Origin of the sequence: Lactobacillus sp. ESL0684, from assembly GCF_029392675.1 — a bacterium.
Taxonomy (GTDB): Bacteria; Bacillota; Bacilli; order Lactobacillales; family Lactobacillaceae; genus Lactobacillus.
The window spans coordinates 1,010,371-1,029,497 of sequence record NZ_CP113941.1 but is presented as its reverse complement, the minus strand read 5'-3'; the positions used below and the strand labels follow the sequence as shown (position 1 = coordinate 1,029,497).

Sequence of the window (19,127 nt, the reverse complement as noted above, 5' to 3'; positions counted from 1 at the left end):
CCGCCAAACTAAGTTGTCGGTTCAATTAATGTATTAATTTTAATAATTTAATACACAACTACTGTATCTTCAGCTAACTTAAACGGATCTTGTTGATTAATGCGATCATAAAATAGGTGACCACGTAAGTGTTCGATTTCATGTGAGGCAACAATGGCTGGATAGTCCTTTAGGCGAATAGTTTTTTCTTTACCGTCAACGGTGTAATAATGGATTTTTAATCTATCAGGTCGTGGGACATAGCCATCGATTTCTTGATCAACACTTAAACAGCCTTCACCTTCACTTAAGCAGGCTTGCTGGACAGATTCTGATAAAATTTCGGGATTAACGAAGGTCTCTTTAAAAACAATTTCGTTCTTATCATTTGGGACAAGCAATGAAGCCATCTGAACACTTTCACCAACTTGTGGAGCAGCTAGGCCCACGCCAGCACGTAATTGGTGTTTTTTAGCAATCTCGGGATTTTGGGAATTAACAAGATATTCCATCATCTCATCGGCTAGCTTTTGGTAATGGCTGCTTAACGGAAAAGTTAGCGGCTCAGCAACTTTGCGCAACACAGGATTACCATCACGGGTAATATTCTTCATTAAAATCAATTAAATTCACTCTTTCATTAAAAGTTTACAGTTTACATTTTTACCATAAAGTTAACTTACTCGTCTAACTTTTATTTTATACTAAATTTTAAATTTGAAAAAGCTCTAGCCCAAATTGATCTTGTATTTTTTTAAGTTCTACGTATTTGTTGACCTAAATATACATAGGTGGTAAAATCAATGAGCGTAAATATACAGATAAGAAACACTTCGATCAGCATATTAGTAATGTGCCGCCGAAACTGTGACCAGGTCACAGTTTTTTTATTGAGGAGTGGAGGAGGAATACTTTTGTCAGAAAAAAGAAGAGACGATACTAGAAATATAGCAATTATTGCTCACGTTGACCATGGTAAGACAACTTTAGTTAACCAATTATTGAAACAATCCGACACTCTTCCTGAGCACATGGCTTTGGAAGATCGGGCAATGGATTCAAATGATATTGAACGTGAACGCGGGATTACTATTTTATCTAAGAATACTGCGGTTAAGTATGGTGATACAACGATCAATATTTTAGATACCCCAGGACATGCGGACTTTGGTGGTGAAGTTGAACGTATCATGCACATGGTTGATGGGGCATTGCTATTAGTTGATGCTTATGAAGGTACCATGCCACAGACTCGTTTCGTTTTGAAAAAAGCTTTGGATGCTGGAGTTAAGCCAATTGTTGTGGTTAACAAGATTGATCGCCCAGGTGCACGTCCTAAGCAAGTTATGGATGAAGTATTAGAACTTTTTATCGAGTTAGGTGCAAATGATGAGCAATTGGACTTCCCAGTTGTTTATGCTTCTGCATTAAATGGTACAACTTCTTATGAAGCCGATCTAGACACTCAAAAAGAGACGATGGATCCAATTTTTGACACAATTATTAAATCTATTCCTGCCCCACTTGATAATGCTGATCAACCTTTGCAGTTCCAAATCACTATGCTTGATTGGGATGATTATGTTGGCCGAATCGGTGTTGGCCGGATTTATCGTGGTCAAGTTAAAGTTGGCGATAACATTACCGTGATGAAGCATGATGGTTCAACTAAGAACTTCCGAGTTACCAAGTTGTTTGGGTTCTTTGGATTAAAGCGAAATGAAATCAAAGAGGCTAAAGCTGGTGATATTATTGCGATCAGCGGAATTGACGATATTTTTGTTGGTGATACGATTGCTTCAGCTGAAAATCCAGAAGCATTGCCGCTATTGAAGATCGATCCGCCAACTTTGCAGATGGACTTTGTGGCTAGTGATTCACCGTTTGCTGGACGCGAAGGTGACAAGGTAACTCCTAAGAAGTTAGAGGATCGTTTAATTCGGCAAACTCGGACTGATGTTTCATTAAAAGTAGAACCAACTGATCAATTAAATGCTTGGACAGTTTCTGGCCGTGGTGAACTACACTTGTCAATTTTAGTTGAAGAATTACGGCGTGAAGGCTTTGAATTACAATTATCACGTCCTAAGGTTATCTATCGTGAAATAGATGGTAAAATGTGTGAACCATTTGAAGCTGTCCAAATTGATACTCCTGATGAATACGTTGGTTCAGTAATTGATTCTCTTTCACAAAGAAAAGGTGAAATGAAGAATATGGAATCAACTGGCAATGGTCAAACTCGCCTAGATTTCTTAGTACCTTCACGTGGTTTAATTGGTTATAACAATGAATTTATGTCACAAACTGGTGGTTATGGAATTATGAACCATAGTTTTGATTCCTATAAACCAGAAGTTAAGAACTGGGAACCGGGACGTAAAAACGGTGCATTGGTGGCAATTAGTCAAGGTAAGTCGACAACTTACTCATTGCAAACGGTTGAGCAGCGTGGTGAATTGTTTATTGGTGCTGGTGTTGAAGTATATGAGGGGATGATTGTTGGTCAATCTTCTCGTGATCGTGATATTGCGGTTAACGTAATTAAAGGTAAGAACTTAACTAATACGCGTGCTGCTGGTAAAGATCATGCAGCTGCCATTAGAACTCCTAAAGCAATGACTCTCGAAGAAGCGATCGAATTCTTGAATGATGATGAGTACTGTGAAGTAACACCTGAATCAATTCGTTTGCGTAAAAAGATTTTGAATACTTCTGAGCGTCAAAAGGCTGATAAGAAGCGTAATCGTAAATAATAAAAATTATTAAATTAATCAGAGTGCCATGATGAAGTGGTGCTCTTTTTGTTTTATAATATATTTATTGTTTATGCTAAAGGAGAAATCTGCTTGTGCGAGAAAAATTTCACCATTTAGACTATAAAATTTTAATTCCCTATCTGTTACTAACTATTTTTGGAATCATCATGGTTTATTCAGCCAGTTCGGATATTTTATTAGTCAATAATTTTAAACCATCAACATACGGTATTAGACAAGCAATTTATGCAATAGTAGCACTTTTGTTATTTGCTGTGCCTACTTTTGCTTTAAAGTTAGCTCTTTTTAGAAATAAAAAATTCGTTGCGCTTGGTATTGGCTTGGCGGTATTTTTATTAGTCGTTTTGCTAATTAGAAAGTTGGTTATGGGTGAAGCGGCTGAAATCAATGGGGCTGCGGGTTGGATAGATTTAGGTTTTATTAAAATTCAGCCACTTGAACTTGCCAAATTGGCCTTAGTCATTTACCTAGCTTATTATTTAGATCGTCACGATGGGCGTTTGCGCAAAGGACAAATTATTCAAAATTTATCAAGGCCAGCAGTGATGGCAATGGTAGTCATCTTTTTAGTCGTGCTAGAGCCGGATTTTGGTGGTGCTGCTATTTTGGCAATGATTGTGATAGTGATGTTTTCGGTATCTGGAGTTCCTGCTAAAACTGCACTTACTTGGCTTATTGCTATTGGTCTTGGAGTTTTCATACTGAGCTTTATCGTAATTCAGTGGAACCCAAAGTTTTTACACGATCATTATCAGTATCAAAGATTTTTGTCATTTTTACATCCCTTTGAATTACAACAAAAGGGTGGTGCACAGCTAGTTAACTCATACTATGCAATTCATAATGGTGGTTTGTTTGGTGTAGGGCTTGGTAATAGCATGCAAAAGCGCGGTTACTTACCTGAGCCATATACTGATTTTATCTTAGCAGTTATTGCTGAAGAAATCGGTGTTTTGGGGGCATTAGTCGTAATCGGATTACTATTTTATTTAATTTGGCAAATTATGGAAGTGGGATTGCACGCTAGTTCACAGTTTAATGCTTTGGTATGTTTTGGTGTAGCTACCATTATTTTCACTCAAGCATTATTTAATATTGGTGCAGTTCTAGGTTTATTGCCAATTACAGGAGTGACCTTGCCATTTATTTCATATGGTGGTTCGTCGTTAATTGTCTTATCTATGGCAATTGGTCTAGTTTTAAATATTGCAGCTAATGAAAGGGTTAAACAAGAAGAGGTGAAAGCAAATGAGTATTAATCAAGACATAACTGGTACGCCAATTCAAAAAAGGCAAGGGTTAATTGTTTATCTAAATTCGGCTGGTAATCAGTATAAATTGCGATACTATGGCGATATAATCTATTTTTCAAAAAAATTATGTTATTGCATTATGTATGTTGATTATGCACTTGCTAAGCAAACTGTACAGACACTTAACTCGCTTGATTTTGTAGAAAAAGTAGAATTTGCCCAAACACAAAATGTTGATTTAACTAGTAGCCATATTGAACAGCAAATTACTGATTTAGCTCAGGCTGCTGAAGAAAAGTTGTTAACTAAAAATACAGAACACACGGAACAATATTCATGAGAATTATTTCAGGTAAGTTTGCCAAAAGAAATTTATACACTTTAAAAAGTCAAAAGACTAGACCTACAAGTGACAAGGTCAAAGAGTCGCTGTTTAATAGCTTAGGACAATTTTTCAGTGGTGGTGAGGTACTAGACTTATATGGTGGTAGTGGCGCACTGGCGATAGAAGCTGTTTCAAGAGGTTGCGACCATGCAGTTATTACTGATATTAACTATGCTGCAATTGAAATTATTCGAAAAAATGTTGCTTTAACCAGAGAGCCAGATCGATTCTTAGTTAAAAAGATGTCCAGCAATCAAGCGCTTAAGTATTTGGCACAAGCTAGTAAACAATTTGATTTGATTTTTTTAGATCCGCCTTATGCTAAGCAACAAATTGTTCATGATATGGCAAAGATGTTGAGTCTTGACTTGTTAGCAGATCAGGCTATCGTGGTTGCTGAAACAGATGATGAGACCAGTTTAGGAGAAGTTAGTGGTTTTACCTTAACTAAGAAGCATCATTTAGGAAAAACCTTAGTTCACTTTTATCGAAAGGATTCATAAATGGCAATTGCACTATTTCCTGGCAGTTTTGACCCAATTACTAACGGTCATGTGGATGTGATTAAACAAGCTAGTAAATTGTTTGCTCAAGTTTATGTGGTCGCAATGACTAATACGAGCAAAAATTATTTATTTTCAATTGATCAGCGTGTTAGTCTGATTGAAGATGCAGTTCAAGATTATGGCAATGTAACAGTTTTATCGAAGCCCGATGCTTTAACTGTCGATGTTGCTCGAGAAATTTCCGCTTCGGTTATTGTTCGCGGGGTACGTAATAGTTCAGACTTTTTGTATGAACAGCAAATTGCTGCTACTAACAAACAAATTGCTCCGGAAATTACTACTGCCTTGTTGTTTACTAAAGTAGAAAATAGTTTTGTTGCTTCGAGTATTGTCAAAGAAGTGGCTCAATTTGGTGGTCAAATTGACGCTTTTTTACCTAAAATGGCGGCAAGCGCCTTAAAGGATAAGCTAGGACCTGATAATAATGAAAAAGACTAAAGGCTCACACCATATTCGAAATTGGTTATTAGTCATAGTAACTTTTCTATTAATAGTGATTGGCTTAAGTTGGCCAACAAATTATTACATTGAAATGCCTGGATCTGCAGTCAATACTAGCCAATTTGTTAAAAGTAAAGATCCCAAGCCTAATAATTACTATTTAGTTACGGTAAGTTCAACCAGTAAGCCCGCTACGGTATTGCAATATCTGCTAAGTTATACGCAAAAATTTGCTACTCGTGTTTCAGCTAAAGAAATGTTAGGTGGCTCTACTAGTAGTCAATATGAGGAATTGCAGAATTGGTACATGGAAACAAGTCAACAAAATGCCATTTATTGCGCTGCTAAAAAGGCTCATTTAAATCCTAAGCTTCATTATCAGGGAGTTTATGTGATGCAAGTGCAAAAAAATTCTAGTTTTAAGCAAAAGTTGCAAATTGGGGATACCATTTTGGGGGCTGATGGTCACCGATTTCATTCAACGCAGGCAATGATGAAGTATTTTAGACATCAAAGAATTGGTTCTCAAGTAAATATTTCGGTTTTACGTAATCAGCATAGGCGGAATTTTACTGGTAAAATTGTTAAAGTGGCAGGTACTAATCAACCAGGAATCGGTATTCAATTAGTTGAACGCGTCAAAGTAGAGACTAATCCTAAGATAGATATTGATGCCGGTGCGATTGGAGGACCTTCTGCTGGTTTGATGTTTGCTCTTACTAGTTATCAGGTATTTACTGGTCATAATTTGGCTAAGGGACATAAAATTGCTGGAACTGGAACTATTACAGCAACTGGCAAAGTTGGAATTATTGGTGGAGTTGATAAAAAGGTGGTAGCAGCCGATCAGGCAGGTGCTGAAGTCTTTTTTGCACCAACTGATACTACTGGTGTTAAAAAGAATGCTAGTAATTATTTAGAAGCTAAAAAGACAGCTAAGCAGATCAAAACCAAGATGAAAGTAGTACCTATTGCGACGTTTGATGATGCTGTGAAATATTTGAAAACTAATTATTAAGTAAAAGTCCAGAAAATTTTCTGGACTTTTTTCGTATGTCATAATTGAGGTGAGTAAAGTGAACTTGGAAGAAATCAAAGATTTTATTTTAGCGCATAAACAATATGTTATTGCTGGTTTGATAGTTACTGGAATCGTTATTTGGACTAAAGTAGGTAATGCTGGTGATGCTAATCAGCAAAATACTAGTGACTTTAACGAAGTTGCTTCAACTACTACAGCTGATGATAAAGCAGCAACCAAAGATTCCGATACTGAACCAGCAAAAACGCAAAGTGAACCTACTAAGACTCAAACTAATTCAGAAGTAACTTGCGATATTTCTGGTGCTGTAAAAAAGCAAGGTGTTTATACATTAAAGACAGGGGCACGTCTACAAGAATTGATTGAGGCAGCTGGTGGTACCGCAGAAAATGCGCAACTTAAGCATGTTAATCGCGCACTGATTTTGCAAGATCAAGATAAAGTCCATATTCCGTATCGTGGAGAGAAAATCAAAGCTGATGATATTATTTCATCAGTTAATGGAACTAAAACCTCGTCTACATCTGCTTCAGCTGATACGACTACTTCAGATGGAGCTAAAACTAGCGGTAAGATTAATCTTAATACTGCAACTGCCGCTGATTTACAGAAGCTTAATGGAATTGGCGAAAAAAAAGCTGAACAAATTATTGCGTATCGTGAAAAGAGTGGTCAATTTAAAAAGATAGAAGATTTAAAAGAAGTTTCTGGAATTGGGGATAAAACCTTTGCCGCACTCAAAGATCAGCTGGAAGTCTGAGATTCTTAGTCCGGGCTTTTTGGTATTGACTGCATTATTATTAATTGATTTGAGTTTTTTAGTCTATCAATGTGCAACTAAGCTATCAGTCTTAATTTGTTTGCTTTTTGCATTTGGGCTGGTAATCCTAATTTTGCATAATTATCGTGGGTTAGGTTGGGTGTTAATACTTTTACTTATTACTAGCAGCTTATTTGTTAAGTTGCACCAAAACAAGACAGACTTTATAATTAACGATCAAGCTAGTATTAAACTTTATCCTGATCAAGTAAAAGTTGAGGATAATTGGTTATCAGGTACAGGAAAAGTTGCTGGAGGACAAGTTTTAGTCTCTACTAGTATTACAAATAAGCAAACTGAACAGCTTAAACAAGGCCATCAAATTGTCTTAACTAACCTAGTTGGGGATGTTTCGCCAATTATGCCGGCAACTAACTATGGACAATTTAACTTGAAAAGTTACTATGCTGGAAAAAATATTTGGCAACAAGTAAAACTTAAAAGCTGCGAATTGACAATTAATAGTGGAGGCATATTAGATTATGTTCATTATTTACGCTATACTCTACAACGGTATTTTAGTAAAATGCCTAAAATATTGGACTTCTTTAGTAATGAATTAATTTTAGGAGAAAATCCTAGTCAAGCTAACCAGCAAATTCTGGATAACTATCGAAACTTGGGTGTTATTCATATTCTCAGTATTTCTGGATTACACGTTGGCATTTATGTTTTGGTAATCAGCTCAATTTGTTTTTATTTCAAATTAACTGAAAAGGAAACTTTTATTTGCTGTACAATGATTCTGTTAATTGGAATTTTTCTTAGTAATGGACAGGCAGGTTTTGTACGAGCTTGTCTAAATTATTTATTGGGGCAACTATTTAAGTTTAAAAAGTTGCAAATAAGACAATATGATTTGCTTGGTTTAACCTGTATTTTACATTTATTAATTCAACCCAGGTTGATGATGGGAGTAGGAGCAGTTCTAAGTTATACTTTAACTTTTGGTTTAGTTGCAACTGATAAAATGACTAATATTAAGCAGTCAATGTTCCTCAATTTGTTGCTCACGCCATTATTACTACTGTATTTTTTTCAATTTAACTTGTTAACTGTTATTTTTAATTTACTGATTGTGCCTTATTTTAACTGGATAGTTATGCCAATAACCTTCATTAACTTGGTTGTTTTTGCGATATTGCCAGATATCTCAAAGCTGTTCTCATTAATCTTGGATTATGGTGAAATCATAATTGGCAAGATTTCTGCTACTAAGGTTGGACTACTAACTTTTGGTAAGATTAATTGGTGGCAGTGTTTAGTTTTACTTGTTTTAAGTTTGGCTTTATTACTTTATTTAAACGATAAAACGAAAAAACATAAAATAATTAGGCGACTTTCGGTTAGTTTAGGTATCTTTTATATTACTTTGTTTGCAATGATTCATTTTCCCCTGACTGGTCAAGTCAGTCTAATTGATGTGGGTCAGGGGGATAGCATCTTGATTACCACCCCATTTCCACGTCGTGTGTATCTGATTGATGTCGGAGGAAAACTGAATTTTTCTGGTAAAAAACTGACCCCACAGGTTAATAAAATCACTATTCCGTTGCTTAAAGCTCAAGGTATTGGGCGAATTAACGGCATTTTTGTAACTCATCAAGATAGTGATCACGTTGGTGATCTTGGTCCGATACTCGAACAAGTCCAAGTGGATAAATTGTATATGGCACAAGGACTGCTTAATAATCCTTCTTTTCAAAAACGTATTAATGGTAGAATCAATGAGAATCAAATAATACAACTATTAGCTGGTAAGCAAGTAATTGAACCACAAATTAATTTTCAGGTAGTTTATCCGTTTGAACCTGGCCCAGGAAAAAATGAAGATTCGCTTTCTTTAACGTTCAATTTAGCTGGTAAAAGATGGCTTTTTACGGGTGATTTGGGTCAAGCGGGTGAAGCAGAACTGATGACTAAATATCAACTTCACGCTGATTATTTCAAATTAGGACATCATGGTAGTAGAACAGCTTCTAATCCAGATTTTTTGCAAAAGTTACACCCAGAAAAGGTGTTTATTTCAGCAGGTCGCAATAATCGGTTTGGGCATCCGCATCCAGAAACGCTTGCTACTTTGAAAAAGCAACAGATACCGTGGGCATCAACACAAGACTGTGGTATGATTACTTGGACGTACGGCAAATTTGTTAAGCCTAAATTTAAAAGCTTTCTATCGGTGAATCATCAATGACTTTACTTTCTTTATTTAAAAACTCTAATAATCAGAATCCTCAAACACTGCTGTTAGGAGAAGATAGTATCTTAAATGATTATCTTGCTCGTTCATTTATCCACGAAAAAAGATTTGCGGGCTTGGATAAGGTAACGATTGACTGTACAGTTGACGGCATAGAAGAATTGATTGCAAATCTTAGTGAATCTAGTTTATTCAGTCAGCAAAAAATGATCATCGTTAAGAATCCTTTTTTTCTGACTGCCAAGTCACCTAAAAAGCTGCAAAAGCAGTTGGTTCGTTTACAGGATATTTTTACTAAAATGAACCAATTAGACGATTTGGTTATTATAATTGCTTCTTATAGCAAAATTGATCGCCGCAAAAAACTTACAAAAACGGTGCTAAAACAATTTAATGTGATTGAAACTAATGTTAAAAGCTACGAAATTGGGACGATAATTAAGAATTTGATCAAGGCTGAAGGCTATCAAATATCGTCTGCCGGCTTACAGCTACTGCTTGAACGCAGTGATCAGGTACTTGATACAGTTTTGGAGAATTATAATAAACTAAAAATGCTGGCAGTTGATGGTAGAATCACTGATGAAGTAGTTGCGCAAAATGTTGATTTATCATTTGCACAAAATGTATTCGCAATTTTGGAAACGGCGCTAGAACACAATTATCAAGAGGCAATTGAACGATTAGAAAATCAATTACGTGAAGGTACCTCTCCGATTCAAGTATTAGCAGTTTTTGAAAACCAATTAGAACTTATCTTGGTAGTTAAACTTTTGAAAAAAAGAGGTAGAAATGAAAACCAAATTGTAAAAGAATTGGGAATTCATCCTTATCGAGTGAAATTGGCTTTGCAGTATCAATTAGCAGTTGAGAAAGTAGCAGATTTATTAAAGTTAGCCATTGAGCTTGATTTCAAATATAAAAGCGGCCAGTATCAGAAGAGTACCTTTTTAAAATTATTTATTTTAGATATCTAAAAAAGACAAGAATCATTTGATTCTTGTCTTTTTTGCTGATAATTAAATTATTTAGCTAACTTAGCTAAACGGCTCTTATCACGGCTGGCCTTGTTCTTATGAATAAGGCCTTTTGAAGCAGCCTTGTCCAAAGCACGAGCAGCAGCAACATGTAATTCGGAGGCGTCTTCAGCACCAGCTGCTTGAGCAACCTTGAACTTCTTGACAGCAGTTCTTAATTGGTTCATTTGAGCAGCGTTACGCTTTTTAGCAGCATCTTGAGTTTTAACACGCTTAATAGCTGATTTGATTTGTGGCATAAGATTCACCTCCATTAATCGTAATCTACTTAGATGATTATACTGAAGAATAAACGCAGATGCAAGGTAATTATACTTGCTTTTTTAAAAAATAATCTGTATTATACTATTGTTGTGAACCGTTAACGCTGTTTGTACGCTCACACCTGACGTTTAACGTTGTTAACGGCAATTTATTTTAGTGAAAGGTGAAAATTTCATGGCAATTTCAAAAACCGAAAAAGACGAAATCATTAAGAAGTATGCTACTCACGAGGGTGATACTGGTTCAACAGAAGTTCAAGTTGCATTATTGACCGCAGATATTAATAACTTAACTGATCATATGAAGAGTCATTCACATGATCACCACTCTTATGTTGGTTTACTTAAGAAAATTGGTCATCGTCGTAACTTACTTCGTTACTTACAAGATAATGATATTAATCGTTACCGTGAATTAATTAAGCAATTAGGTTTACGTCGTTAATTAATAAAAATAAGAGAGTCAGCTCATGAAGCTGACTTTTTTATTTTTGTCATATTACATTTTATGCTAAAATTAATAAAGACACTTTTTACGTTGTGATCTAATGATCCATAAAATAAAAAACTGAATAATAATAGAAAAGGAAATAAAATGGCTGATCAAGTTAAGATAATGATTTTGAGCGGCGTACGTGAACAAGGAAAAGATATGTTCGCTGTGCAAGTCAATGATGAAATTTTTGTTCTTGATGCTGGACTCAAGTATCCTGATAGTTCTTTGTTTGGAATCGATTTGGTAATACCAGATCTAGATTTTTTTGAACAATATGGAGATCAAGTTGTCGGCATCTTTTTAACTCATGGACATGCTGATTCAATTGGCGCTTTACCATATATTTTGAGAAAGTATGATATTCCTGTTTTTGGCTCACGCTTAACAATCGAACTGGCTAAAATTACGGTTAAAAGGGAAAATAAACGTTGTAAAAATAGTCTATTTCATATAATCGATGCAGAGACGGAAATCGATTTTAAACATGCGAATATTTCGTTTTTCCATACAACGCATTCGATCCCAGATTCTTTAGGAATTGATGTTCATACTCCTGCTGGAGAGTTGGTATATACTGGTGATTTTAAGTTTGATCCGACTGCTGCACCAAAGTATCGCACAGATTTAGATCGCTTGGCTGAAATAGCACAAAAGGGCGTTTTAGCCTTGCTGAGTGATTCATCCAATGCTGAGTCAACCGCGCCTAATGTCTCTGAGCAAGATATTGGTGATTATGTAACCAATGTTTTTCGTAATGCACAAGGCAGGGTAATAGTTGCAGCTAAGGCTTCGAATTTACTTAGAATACAAGAAGTACTTAATGCAGCAGCTAAAACCAATAAGCGAGTGCTGCTAACAGGACGTGATGTAGCTAAAATTGTGCGTACAGCAATGGAACTAGGGTATTTGGATGTCCCTAAAGGGCTATTGATGCGCGTCAAAGATCTAAAAACTACTCCTGAAAATAAGACAGTCATCTTGGAAACAGGCCAAATGGGAGAGCCACTGAATTCGCTTCAGAAAATGGCCCAAAAGCGTCACAGTATGATTTCTATTCATCAAGGTGACTTAGTCTTTATTTCAACTACGCCATCACATGCAGTGGAAACTATGGTAGCTCAAACAAGTGACTTAGTTTATCGTGCCGGGGGCACAGTAATTGAATTAGGTCGTCAAAAACATACGACAGGACATGCTACCGGGCGTGATTTGCAATTGTTGATTGACACATTAAAGCCGAAATTCGTAATTCCAGTTATTGGTGAATATCGATTACTAGAAGTTCATAAAACCTTGGCGCAAAAGGCAGGTATTAAAGCAGAAAATATTTTTATTACCAAAAATGGTGATTGCTTAAATTATGACTTTAAGCAGCAAAAACTGTACTTAACTGACCCTGTGCCAGGCGAAGATACAATGATTGATGGCTCAGGCATTGGTGATGTTGGTAATATTGTTTTACGCGACCGAGAAATCTTGTCGGATGATGGAATTTTTATTGCTGTGGTAACTATTGATCGGCGTAAAAAGAAAATTGTTGCGCAGCCACAGGTTACTAGTAGGGGTTTTGTCTATATTAAGGCTAATCATCAGCTGATGCATGATAGTGTTGAATTAATTAAAAAGACAATTAACAATAATTTTGAGCATAAGAAGTTTGATTGGACAGAGATTAAGCAAGATGTACGTAATGATTTAGAGAGATTTTTGTACAAAAAGACGAATCGTCGTCCAGTGGTTTTACCTGTAGTAATGGAAGTCAATCAAAATCGTCATCGTGCAATGCAAAGGCGCAATAATAAACCTGATGGTGACCAACGTAACTCTCATCATCCAGTAGATCTGAATAGTACTGGTCAGAAGATAGTCAAGAAAGATTAATTATGCCTTCACCAAGTCAAGAAAATTTATTTAAATTAGCTCTAAAAAGTGAAGCAGCAGGCGAATTTAAGCAAGCAATCGATTATTTGGAACAGGCTTTGCAACTCAAGCGTACACAGAAAATTGTATTGCAGCTTTGTGAACTGTATCTTGAAGACTCTGAACCATATGCCGCATATGCTTTGATCAAAGAAGAGACAGATCTTTTTACAGATAGTGCGTTATTCGATGAGTATCGCAAAGTTTTGCAAGCGAATCATTTTGTAATTGAGGCACTCGAATTGCAAAATCTAAGTAGTGATAAAATAGCTATTTCAATTACAGCTATCGATCAGACAGTTCAGCAGGAAATTATGCGAGATTTTAGACAGAAAAAGCAAATTTCACAGTATGATTATGAACAGCTCTTTAAATTAGATTTGACCAATTTTAAAACTTTTGCCCAAAGTTTATTATTGGATCCGTCACTGCTGTTTGCTGTGCGCATTTCTCTATGTGAGGATCTAGTGCGCCTAGGTGTAACTGAATCAATTAAAGTGTTAATAATGGGAAATTTAGAGGAATTTATACCGCAAACTACTGAACTACTTGAAAAGGGCTCAATTTATCAAGAAGTAGTTTCGGCAATTGGTTCTCGTTATTATCATCGACCCAATCAATTGCCATCTGTACTAGGTGAAGTAAACTTGGTTTTAGGTAGCCTTTATCCAAAGTTGCATAAATATATTGACGAACCAGATAGTTTTGCAAGTGATTTAGCATCTTATCTTGAAAAACATGACGGTAGGGGACATCAGCAACTGTTTGACCAAATTTATCAAAATTTACCCAAATAAATTTAGGCAAAAGGGCTTTACTTTTTTATGCTATTTAGTATAATAGCAAAGGACGTTTTCATTAGGCATGGCTCTATGCATTAAAATACTAGGCATTTGCCGATGAAAGTAGTACAATATTCAACAGAGAACTATCCGTTACTAACTCAACGGACTTCTTGCAAATTTACAGGAGGGTCATTTTAATGGCAGAAAAAGAACATTACGTTAGAACGAAGCCACACGTAAACATTGGTACTATCGGTCACGTTGACCATGGTAAGACAACTTTAACTGCGGCTATTACTAAAGTTTTATCAGAAAAAGGATTGGCAAAAGCTGAAGATTATTCAGAAATTGATGCTGCTCCAGAAGAAAAAGAACGTGGTATTACTATTAATACCGCTCACGTAGAGTACGAAACTGAAAAGCGTCACTACGCTCATATGGATGCTCCAGGTCACGCTGACTACATCAAGAACATGATTACTGGTGCTGCTCAAATGGATGGTGCCATCTTAGTTGTTGCTGCAACTGATGGTCCTATGCCACAAACTCGTGAGCACATCTTGCTTGCTCGTCAAGTTGGTGTTGAACATATCGTTGTCTTCTTAAACAAGATTGATTTAGTTGACGATCCAGAACTAGTAGATCTAGTTGAAATGGAGGTTCGTGACTTATTAACTGAATACGATTATCCTGGTGATGACATTCCAGTACTTCGCGGTTCAGCTTTGAAGGCTTTACAAGGCGATAAAGAACAACAAGACGTCATTATGAAGTTAATGGATACTGTTGATGAATACATTCCAACTCCAGAACGTGAAACTGACAAGCCATTCTTAATGCCAGTTGAAGATGTCTTCACTATCACTGGTCGTGGTACTGTTGCTTCTGGTCGTATCGATCGTGGTCAAGTTAAAGTCGGTGACGAAGTAGAAATCGTTGGTATTGTTGAAGAAGTTCGTAAATCAGTTGTTACTGGTTTGGAAATGTTCCACAAGACTTTAGACTTGGGTGAAGCCGGCGATAATGTTGGTGTATTGCTTCGTGGTATTGATCGTGATCAAGTCGAACGTGGTCAAGTATTGGCTGCACCTGGCTCAATCCAAACTCATAACAAGTTTAAGGGTCAAGTTTACGTTTTGAAGAAGGACGAAGGCGGACGTCACACTCCATTCTTCTCAGATTACCGTCCACAATTCTATTTCCACACTACTGATATTACTGGTGAAATTGAATTACCAGAAGGTACTGAAATGGTTATGCCTGGTGATAATACTGAATTCACTGTTGACTTGATTAAACCAGCAGCCATTGAAAAAGGTACTAAGTTCACTATCCGTGAAGGTGGTCGTACTGTTGGTGCTGGTCAAGTTACTGAAATTCTTGACTAGTTTTTAACAAAACAGTTTAAAGAGATGTACTTCTTCATAGAAGTACATCTTTTTTTGCCTAAATTTGTTTTTTGTGGGCGTTTAATGTAAGATAATTTAGTACGCAACTAAGCAAAGTAACTTGACATTGGAGGTATTTAATTAATGTCTGTAAAATGGAATAAAACTGGAAAGACTGCTGGAGAACTGACTTTTGATATTTCTCAAGCTGAAATTGAACGTGGTTTAGATCAAGCTTTCAAAAAAGTAAAGAATAACTTACGTGTTCCTGGCTTTAGAAAGGGACACGTTTCTCGAGTTATTTTTAATCAATATTATGGCGAAGAAGCTCTATATGAAGATGCTTTAAACATTGTTTTACCTGATGCATATTCTGCAGCAGTTAAAGAAGCAGATATTTCTGCTGTTGGTCAACCACAAATTTTGCCTGTGTCAATGGAAAGTGGCAAAGACTGGACGATGAAAGCAGTTGTATCTGTTGAGCCAGAAGTAAAATTAGGTGACTATAAGGGAATTGAAGTTCCTAAGCAAAATACACGCGTATACGCTAAAGACGTTGATGCTGAACTTGAAAAAGACCGTGAAAAGAACGCTGAATTAGTGCTTAAAAAAGACGCAGCAGCTAAAGGTGATACAGTAACCATTGATTATAAGGGTACTATTGATGGTGAAGCCTTTGATGGTGGCGCAGCTGATGACTATGCACTTGAACTTGGGTCTAATACTTTTATTCCTGGTTTTGAAGATCAACTTATTGGTCATAAAGCTGACGATGATGTTGACGTAGTAGTAACTTTCCCAGAAGATTACAATGCTAAAGACTTGGCTGGTAAAGAAGCCCACTTTGCAACTAAGGTGCATGAAGTTAAATCTAAGCAACTACCAAAATTAGATGATGAATTTGCCAAAGATGTTGATGATTCAGTTGAAACCCTTGATGCATTAAAAGATAAGATCAAGAAAAACTTGAAAGAACAAAAAGAAACTGCAGCCAAAGAAGCAATTGAGCAAGCAGCCATTGAAGGTGCAGTTGCCAATGCTACAATTGATGAAATTCCTGATGCAATGATTCAAGAAGATGTTTCAACTCAAATGAACCAATATCTTGGTAATATGCAACGCCAAGGAATTAGTCCTGACATGTATTACAAGATTACTAATACTACAGAAGACCAATTACGCAGTCAATTTAGTCAAGACGCTGATCAAAGAGTTAAGACTAATCTGGTTCTTGAAGCAATTGTTAAGCAAGAAAATTTACAAGCATCACAAGAAGAACTTGATCAAGAGATTAAGGATCTTGCTAGCGAATACAATATGGACGAAAAAACTGTTCGTAGCACTTTGACAGACGAAATGCTCTCACATGACATTAACGTTCGTAAGGCAATTGATTTGGTTGCTGACAATGCTAAGCAAGTCGCAAAATCAAAAATCAAAGAAGAAAAAAGTGATGACAAAGATTAATTAAATCTTTAGTGAGGAGGCAACTATTTAGTTGCCTTTTTATTTTTAAGCAAATAATTCTGATACTTGTCTACTTGTCAGATTTTATGATACTCTTAAACATGGAGTTTTTAGGAGGAATAGTATGGCAACACAATTTACTGATCAAGAAGAAATTAAATGTTCTTTCTGTGGTAAGACACAAGATCAAGTTAAAAAAATGATTGCTGGTAATGGTGTTTATATTTGTAATGAATGTGTCGGTTTGTCTAAAAAGATCATTGATGATGAACTAAAGTCAGATTCATTTAAAAAGATGCAAAATTTGCCAAAGCCAATGGAGATTAAGCAGCAGCTTGATCAATATGTAGTTGGGCAAGAGCGTGCCAAGAAAGTATTATCAGTCGCCGTGTATAATCATTACAAGCGTATTAGCCAAATGGACGTTGATTCATCTATTGAATTACAAAAATCTAACATTGCTTTGATAGGACCTACTGGATCAGGAAAAACCTATTTAGCACAGACTTTAGCACGTATTTTGGATGTTCCATTTGCAATCGCTGATGCCACAACACTAACTGAAGCTGGTTATGTAGGTGAAGATGTTGAGAATATCTTGCTGAAACTGTTACAAAATGCTGATTATGATATTGAAAGAGCACAACGTGGAATAGTTTATATTGATGAGATTGATAAAATTTCTAAAAAATCAGAAAATGTTTCTATCACTAGAGATGTATCTGGTGAAGGTGTTCAGCAATCTTTGTTGAAGATATTAGAAGGAACCGTCGCTTCAGTTCCACCACAAGGTGGTCGCAAACATCCGCAACAAGAACTAATTCAAATTGATACTACTAATATTCTGTTTATCGTCGGTGGTGCCTTTGATGGAATTGAGCAAATTGTTAAAGGACGTCTCGGTAAAAAGATAATTGGTTTTAGTGCTGAAAATGAATTGGATAAGGTACAGGATGATTCTTGGACACAGCATTTAACTACTAGTGATTTGGTTAAATTTGGAATGATCCCTGAATTTATTGGTCGAATTCCCATTATTGCTACACTAGATAAACTTGATAGTAAAGATTTAGTTAGAATTCTAACTGAACCAAAAAATGCTCTAGTTAAACAATATCAGAAATTATTATCTTTCGATGAAGTTAAGCTAAACTTTACTGCTGGAGCACTCACTGCGATTGCAGATCTAGCTATTGAACGCGATATGGGAGCACGAGGTTTAAGAACAATTATCGAAAATGCGATGATGAGTATTATGTATCAAATTCCTAGCCAATCAGATATTGCTGAGGTTGAAGTTACTAAAAAGGTTATCACGGAACAGGCACAACCACGAGTTATTCGGAAAAAGGCAACTGATGGAACAACAGCAACTAGTGATCAGGTAAGTGCTAATGATCATTAAAAGTAGTGATTATGCGATTAGTGCTGTTCGCGAGGATCAGTATCCAAAAGATAATTTACCAGAAATCGCACTTGCTGGTCGCTCTAATGTTGGCAAATCTAGCTTGATTAATTCGTTACTTAATCGTAAAAATTTAGCTAGGACATCTGCTAGACCTGGTAAAACCCAAACTCTTAACTTTTATATCATTAATGAAGCTTTTTATTTAGTTGATGTACCAGGTTATGGCTATGCCAAAGTCTCTCAAACACAGCGTGAGCAGTTCGGCGAGATGATTCAGGATTATCTTGAAACCAGGGAGAATTTAAAGGGATTAATCTTACTAGTTGATTCACGCCATGAGCCAACTAAAGATGATGTAACTATGTATAATTATGTCCAATACTTAAACCTCCCAATTTTGCTTGTCTGTACCAAAGTTGACAAGGTAAAAAAAAGCCAAGTTAACAAAATTATGGCTAATTTAAATAAAAAGCTAGATCTGTCATACGAAAATGTCAATGTACTTACTTATAGTGCAGTTAATAAGTTGCACGTTAAGGAATTGGGTAACTGGATTGAGGATTTAGTTTAAAAAATAAAAATGGCTCTCAAAAGTGAGAGCCGTTTTTAATTGTCTTTTTTATTTTGGTTATTTTTCTGTTTAATTTTTTTCTTTTTATCCTCAGGAACGGTTGCAAATTTATCAAATAATTTTTCTAATTCATCTTGTTTTTTAAAAGTTAAGCCCATTTTTATTTTCCTTTCGTTTTTATCATTATAATAAAAAAAGAAGCTAATAACTAGTAGTAAGTTTTTTAATTTGCTTTAAATAATAAAAATTATGTAAAGTGATTTTTGATAAATGGGTAAAAACTCGAATTTGTGCTAGAATAATAAGGCAATTTTAAGGAGTGA

At 35.9% G+C, this 19,127-nt stretch carries 19 protein-coding genes; 16 read left to right on the top strand and 3 right to left on the bottom strand.

The window, feature by feature from the left end:
* Positions 1–47: 47 nt before the first annotated feature.
* On the bottom strand, positions 48–602 hold the full coding sequence (gene def / locus OZX56_RS04790) for a peptide deformylase (RefSeq protein ID WP_277126372.1): 555 nt from the start codon (positions 600–602) through the stop codon (positions 48–50).
* Positions 603–893: 291 nt separating this feature from the next.
* On the opposite strand from def, the gene typA reads away from it, so the two are divergent.
* The 9 genes from typA (at position 894) to holA (ending at position 10,446) form a co-directional block, all read left to right on the top strand.
* A complete protein-coding gene (gene typA, locus OZX56_RS04785; RefSeq protein ID WP_277126373.1) occupies positions 894–2,735 on the top strand; it encodes a translational GTPase TypA in 1,842 nt (613 codons plus the stop codon).
* 95 nt (positions 2,736–2,830) lie between these two features.
* Positions 2,831–4,018, top strand: a complete 1,188-nt coding sequence (locus OZX56_RS04780) for an FtsW/RodA/SpoVE family cell cycle protein (RefSeq protein WP_277126374.1) — start codon at positions 2,831–2,833, stop codon at positions 4,016–4,018.
* Positions 4,008–4,352 (top strand): YlbG family protein, encoded by a 345-nt coding sequence (locus tag OZX56_RS04775; protein WP_277126375.1) that lies wholly within the window; start codon positions 4,008–4,010, stop codon positions 4,350–4,352. Before OZX56_RS04780 ends, OZX56_RS04775 begins: the two co-directional genes overlap by 11 nt.
* On the top strand, positions 4,349–4,900 hold the full coding sequence (rsmD, locus tag OZX56_RS04770; protein ID WP_277126376.1) for a 16S rRNA (guanine(966)-N(2))-methyltransferase RsmD: 552 nt from the start codon (positions 4,349–4,351) through the stop codon (positions 4,898–4,900). The genes OZX56_RS04775 and rsmD overlap by 4 nt, the downstream gene beginning before the upstream one ends.
* Positions 4,901–5,401: a pantetheine-phosphate adenylyltransferase gene (coaD, locus tag OZX56_RS04765; protein WP_277126377.1), complete on the top strand. Its 501-nt coding sequence runs from the start codon at positions 4,901–4,903 to the stop codon at positions 5,399–5,401.
* Complete coding sequence (locus OZX56_RS04760) at positions 5,388–6,422, top strand: SepM family pheromone-processing serine protease (protein ID WP_277126378.1); 1,035 nt, start codon at positions 5,388–5,390, stop codon at positions 6,420–6,422. Before coaD ends, OZX56_RS04760 begins: the two co-directional genes overlap by 14 nt.
* A gap of 58 nt (positions 6,423–6,480) precedes the next feature.
* Positions 6,481–7,206: a helix-hairpin-helix domain-containing protein gene (locus OZX56_RS04755; RefSeq protein WP_277139087.1), complete on the top strand. Its 726-nt coding sequence runs from the start codon at positions 6,481–6,483 to the stop codon at positions 7,204–7,206.
* Positions 7,175–9,463 carry a DNA internalization-related competence protein ComEC/Rec2 gene (locus OZX56_RS04750; RefSeq protein ID WP_277140351.1) on the top strand — a complete coding sequence of 763 codons (2,289 nt, stop codon included), beginning with the start codon at positions 7,175–7,177 and terminating at the stop codon, positions 9,461–9,463. Before OZX56_RS04755 ends, OZX56_RS04750 begins: the two co-directional genes overlap by 32 nt.
* Complete coding sequence (gene holA / locus OZX56_RS04745; protein WP_277139086.1) at positions 9,460–10,446, top strand: DNA polymerase III subunit delta; 987 nt, start codon at positions 9,460–9,462, stop codon at positions 10,444–10,446. The genes OZX56_RS04750 and holA overlap by 4 nt, the downstream gene beginning before the upstream one ends.
* A 47-nt stretch (positions 10,447–10,493) precedes the next feature.
* Here holA and rpsT read toward each other — a convergent pair whose 3' ends face one another.
* Positions 10,494–10,745, bottom strand: a complete 252-nt coding sequence (gene rpsT / locus OZX56_RS04740; RefSeq protein WP_277126381.1) for a 30S ribosomal protein S20 — start codon at positions 10,743–10,745, stop codon at positions 10,494–10,496.
* 199 nt (positions 10,746–10,944) lie between these two features.
* Between rpsT and rpsO the strand changes: the two genes are divergently transcribed.
* The 7 genes from rpsO to yihA all read left to right on the top strand — a co-directional run bounded on the left by rpsO (position 10,945) and on the right by yihA (position 18,804).
* The gene (gene rpsO / locus OZX56_RS04735; protein WP_277126382.1) at positions 10,945–11,214 is read left to right on the top strand and encodes a 30S ribosomal protein S15; all 270 of its coding nucleotides are present in this window, start codon (positions 10,945–10,947) and stop codon (positions 11,212–11,214) included.
* Between the two features lie 150 nt (positions 11,215–11,364).
* Complete coding sequence (locus OZX56_RS04730; RefSeq protein WP_277139085.1) at positions 11,365–13,146, top strand: ribonuclease J; 1,782 nt, start codon at positions 11,365–11,367, stop codon at positions 13,144–13,146.
* Between the two features lie 2 nt (positions 13,147–13,148).
* On the top strand, positions 13,149–13,982 hold the full coding sequence (locus OZX56_RS04725; protein WP_277139084.1) for a tetratricopeptide repeat protein: 834 nt from the start codon (positions 13,149–13,151) through the stop codon (positions 13,980–13,982).
* A gap of 185 nt (positions 13,983–14,167) precedes the next feature.
* Entirely contained in the window at positions 14,168–15,358 is a 1,191-nt protein-coding gene (tuf, locus tag OZX56_RS04720) for an elongation factor Tu (RefSeq protein WP_277126385.1), read from the top strand.
* A gap of 144 nt (positions 15,359–15,502) precedes the next feature.
* Positions 15,503–16,825, top strand: a complete 1,323-nt coding sequence (gene tig / locus OZX56_RS04715) for a trigger factor (RefSeq protein WP_277126386.1) — start codon at positions 15,503–15,505, stop codon at positions 16,823–16,825.
* 124 nt (positions 16,826–16,949) lie between these two features.
* The gene (gene clpX / locus OZX56_RS04710; RefSeq protein WP_277139083.1) at positions 16,950–18,230 is read left to right on the top strand and encodes an ATP-dependent Clp protease ATP-binding subunit ClpX; all 1,281 of its coding nucleotides are present in this window, start codon (positions 16,950–16,952) and stop codon (positions 18,228–18,230) included.
* Positions 18,220–18,804, top strand: a complete 585-nt coding sequence (gene yihA, locus OZX56_RS04705; RefSeq protein WP_277126388.1) for a ribosome biogenesis GTP-binding protein YihA/YsxC — start codon at positions 18,220–18,222, stop codon at positions 18,802–18,804. The genes clpX and yihA overlap by 11 nt, the downstream gene beginning before the upstream one ends.
* A gap of 35 nt (positions 18,805–18,839) precedes the next feature.
* Here yihA and OZX56_RS04700 read toward each other — a convergent pair whose 3' ends face one another.
* On the bottom strand, positions 18,840–18,962 hold the full coding sequence (locus OZX56_RS04700; RefSeq protein ID WP_277126389.1) for an SPJ_0845 family protein: 123 nt from the start codon (positions 18,960–18,962) through the stop codon (positions 18,840–18,842).
* Positions 18,963–19,127 lie beyond the last annotated feature (165 nt).

What these genes read in the sequence shown, in the direction of transcription:
- OZX56_RS04730 (WP_277139085.1), top strand. Translation starts at nt 11,365, where the DNA reads ATGGCTGATCAAGTTAAGATAATGATTTTGAGCGGCGTACGTGAACAA.
- holA (WP_277139086.1), top strand. Translation starts at nt 9,460, where the DNA reads ATGACTTTACTTTCTTTATTTAAAAACTCTAATAATCAGAATCCTCAA.
- OZX56_RS04700 (WP_277126389.1), bottom strand. Translation starts at nt 18,962, where the DNA reads ATGGGCTTAACTTTTAAAAAACAAGATGAATTAGAAAAATTATTTGAT.
- rpsT (WP_277126381.1), bottom strand. Translation starts at nt 10,745, where the DNA reads ATGCCACAAATCAAATCAGCTATTAAGCGTGTTAAAACTCAAGATGCT.
- OZX56_RS04775 (WP_277126375.1), top strand. Translation starts at nt 4,008, where the DNA reads ATGAGTATTAATCAAGACATAACTGGTACGCCAATTCAAAAAAGGCAA.
- OZX56_RS04760 (WP_277126378.1), top strand. Translation starts at nt 5,388, where the DNA reads ATGAAAAAGACTAAAGGCTCACACCATATTCGAAATTGGTTATTAGTC.
- OZX56_RS04725 (WP_277139084.1), top strand. Translation starts at nt 13,149, where the DNA reads ATGCCTTCACCAAGTCAAGAAAATTTATTTAAATTAGCTCTAAAAAGT.
- coaD (WP_277126377.1), top strand. Translation starts at nt 4,901, where the DNA reads ATGGCAATTGCACTATTTCCTGGCAGTTTTGACCCAATTACTAACGGT.
- rpsO (WP_277126382.1), top strand. Translation starts at nt 10,945, where the DNA reads ATGGCAATTTCAAAAACCGAAAAAGACGAAATCATTAAGAAGTATGCT.
- tig (WP_277126386.1), top strand. Translation starts at nt 15,503, where the DNA reads ATGTCTGTAAAATGGAATAAAACTGGAAAGACTGCTGGAGAACTGACT.
- rsmD (WP_277126376.1), top strand. Translation starts at nt 4,349, where the DNA reads ATGAGAATTATTTCAGGTAAGTTTGCCAAAAGAAATTTATACACTTTA.
- yihA (WP_277126388.1), top strand. Translation starts at nt 18,220, where the DNA reads ATGATCATTAAAAGTAGTGATTATGCGATTAGTGCTGTTCGCGAGGAT.
- tuf (WP_277126385.1), top strand. Translation starts at nt 14,168, where the DNA reads ATGGCAGAAAAAGAACATTACGTTAGAACGAAGCCACACGTAAACATT.
- clpX (WP_277139083.1), top strand. Translation starts at nt 16,950, where the DNA reads ATGGCAACACAATTTACTGATCAAGAAGAAATTAAATGTTCTTTCTGT.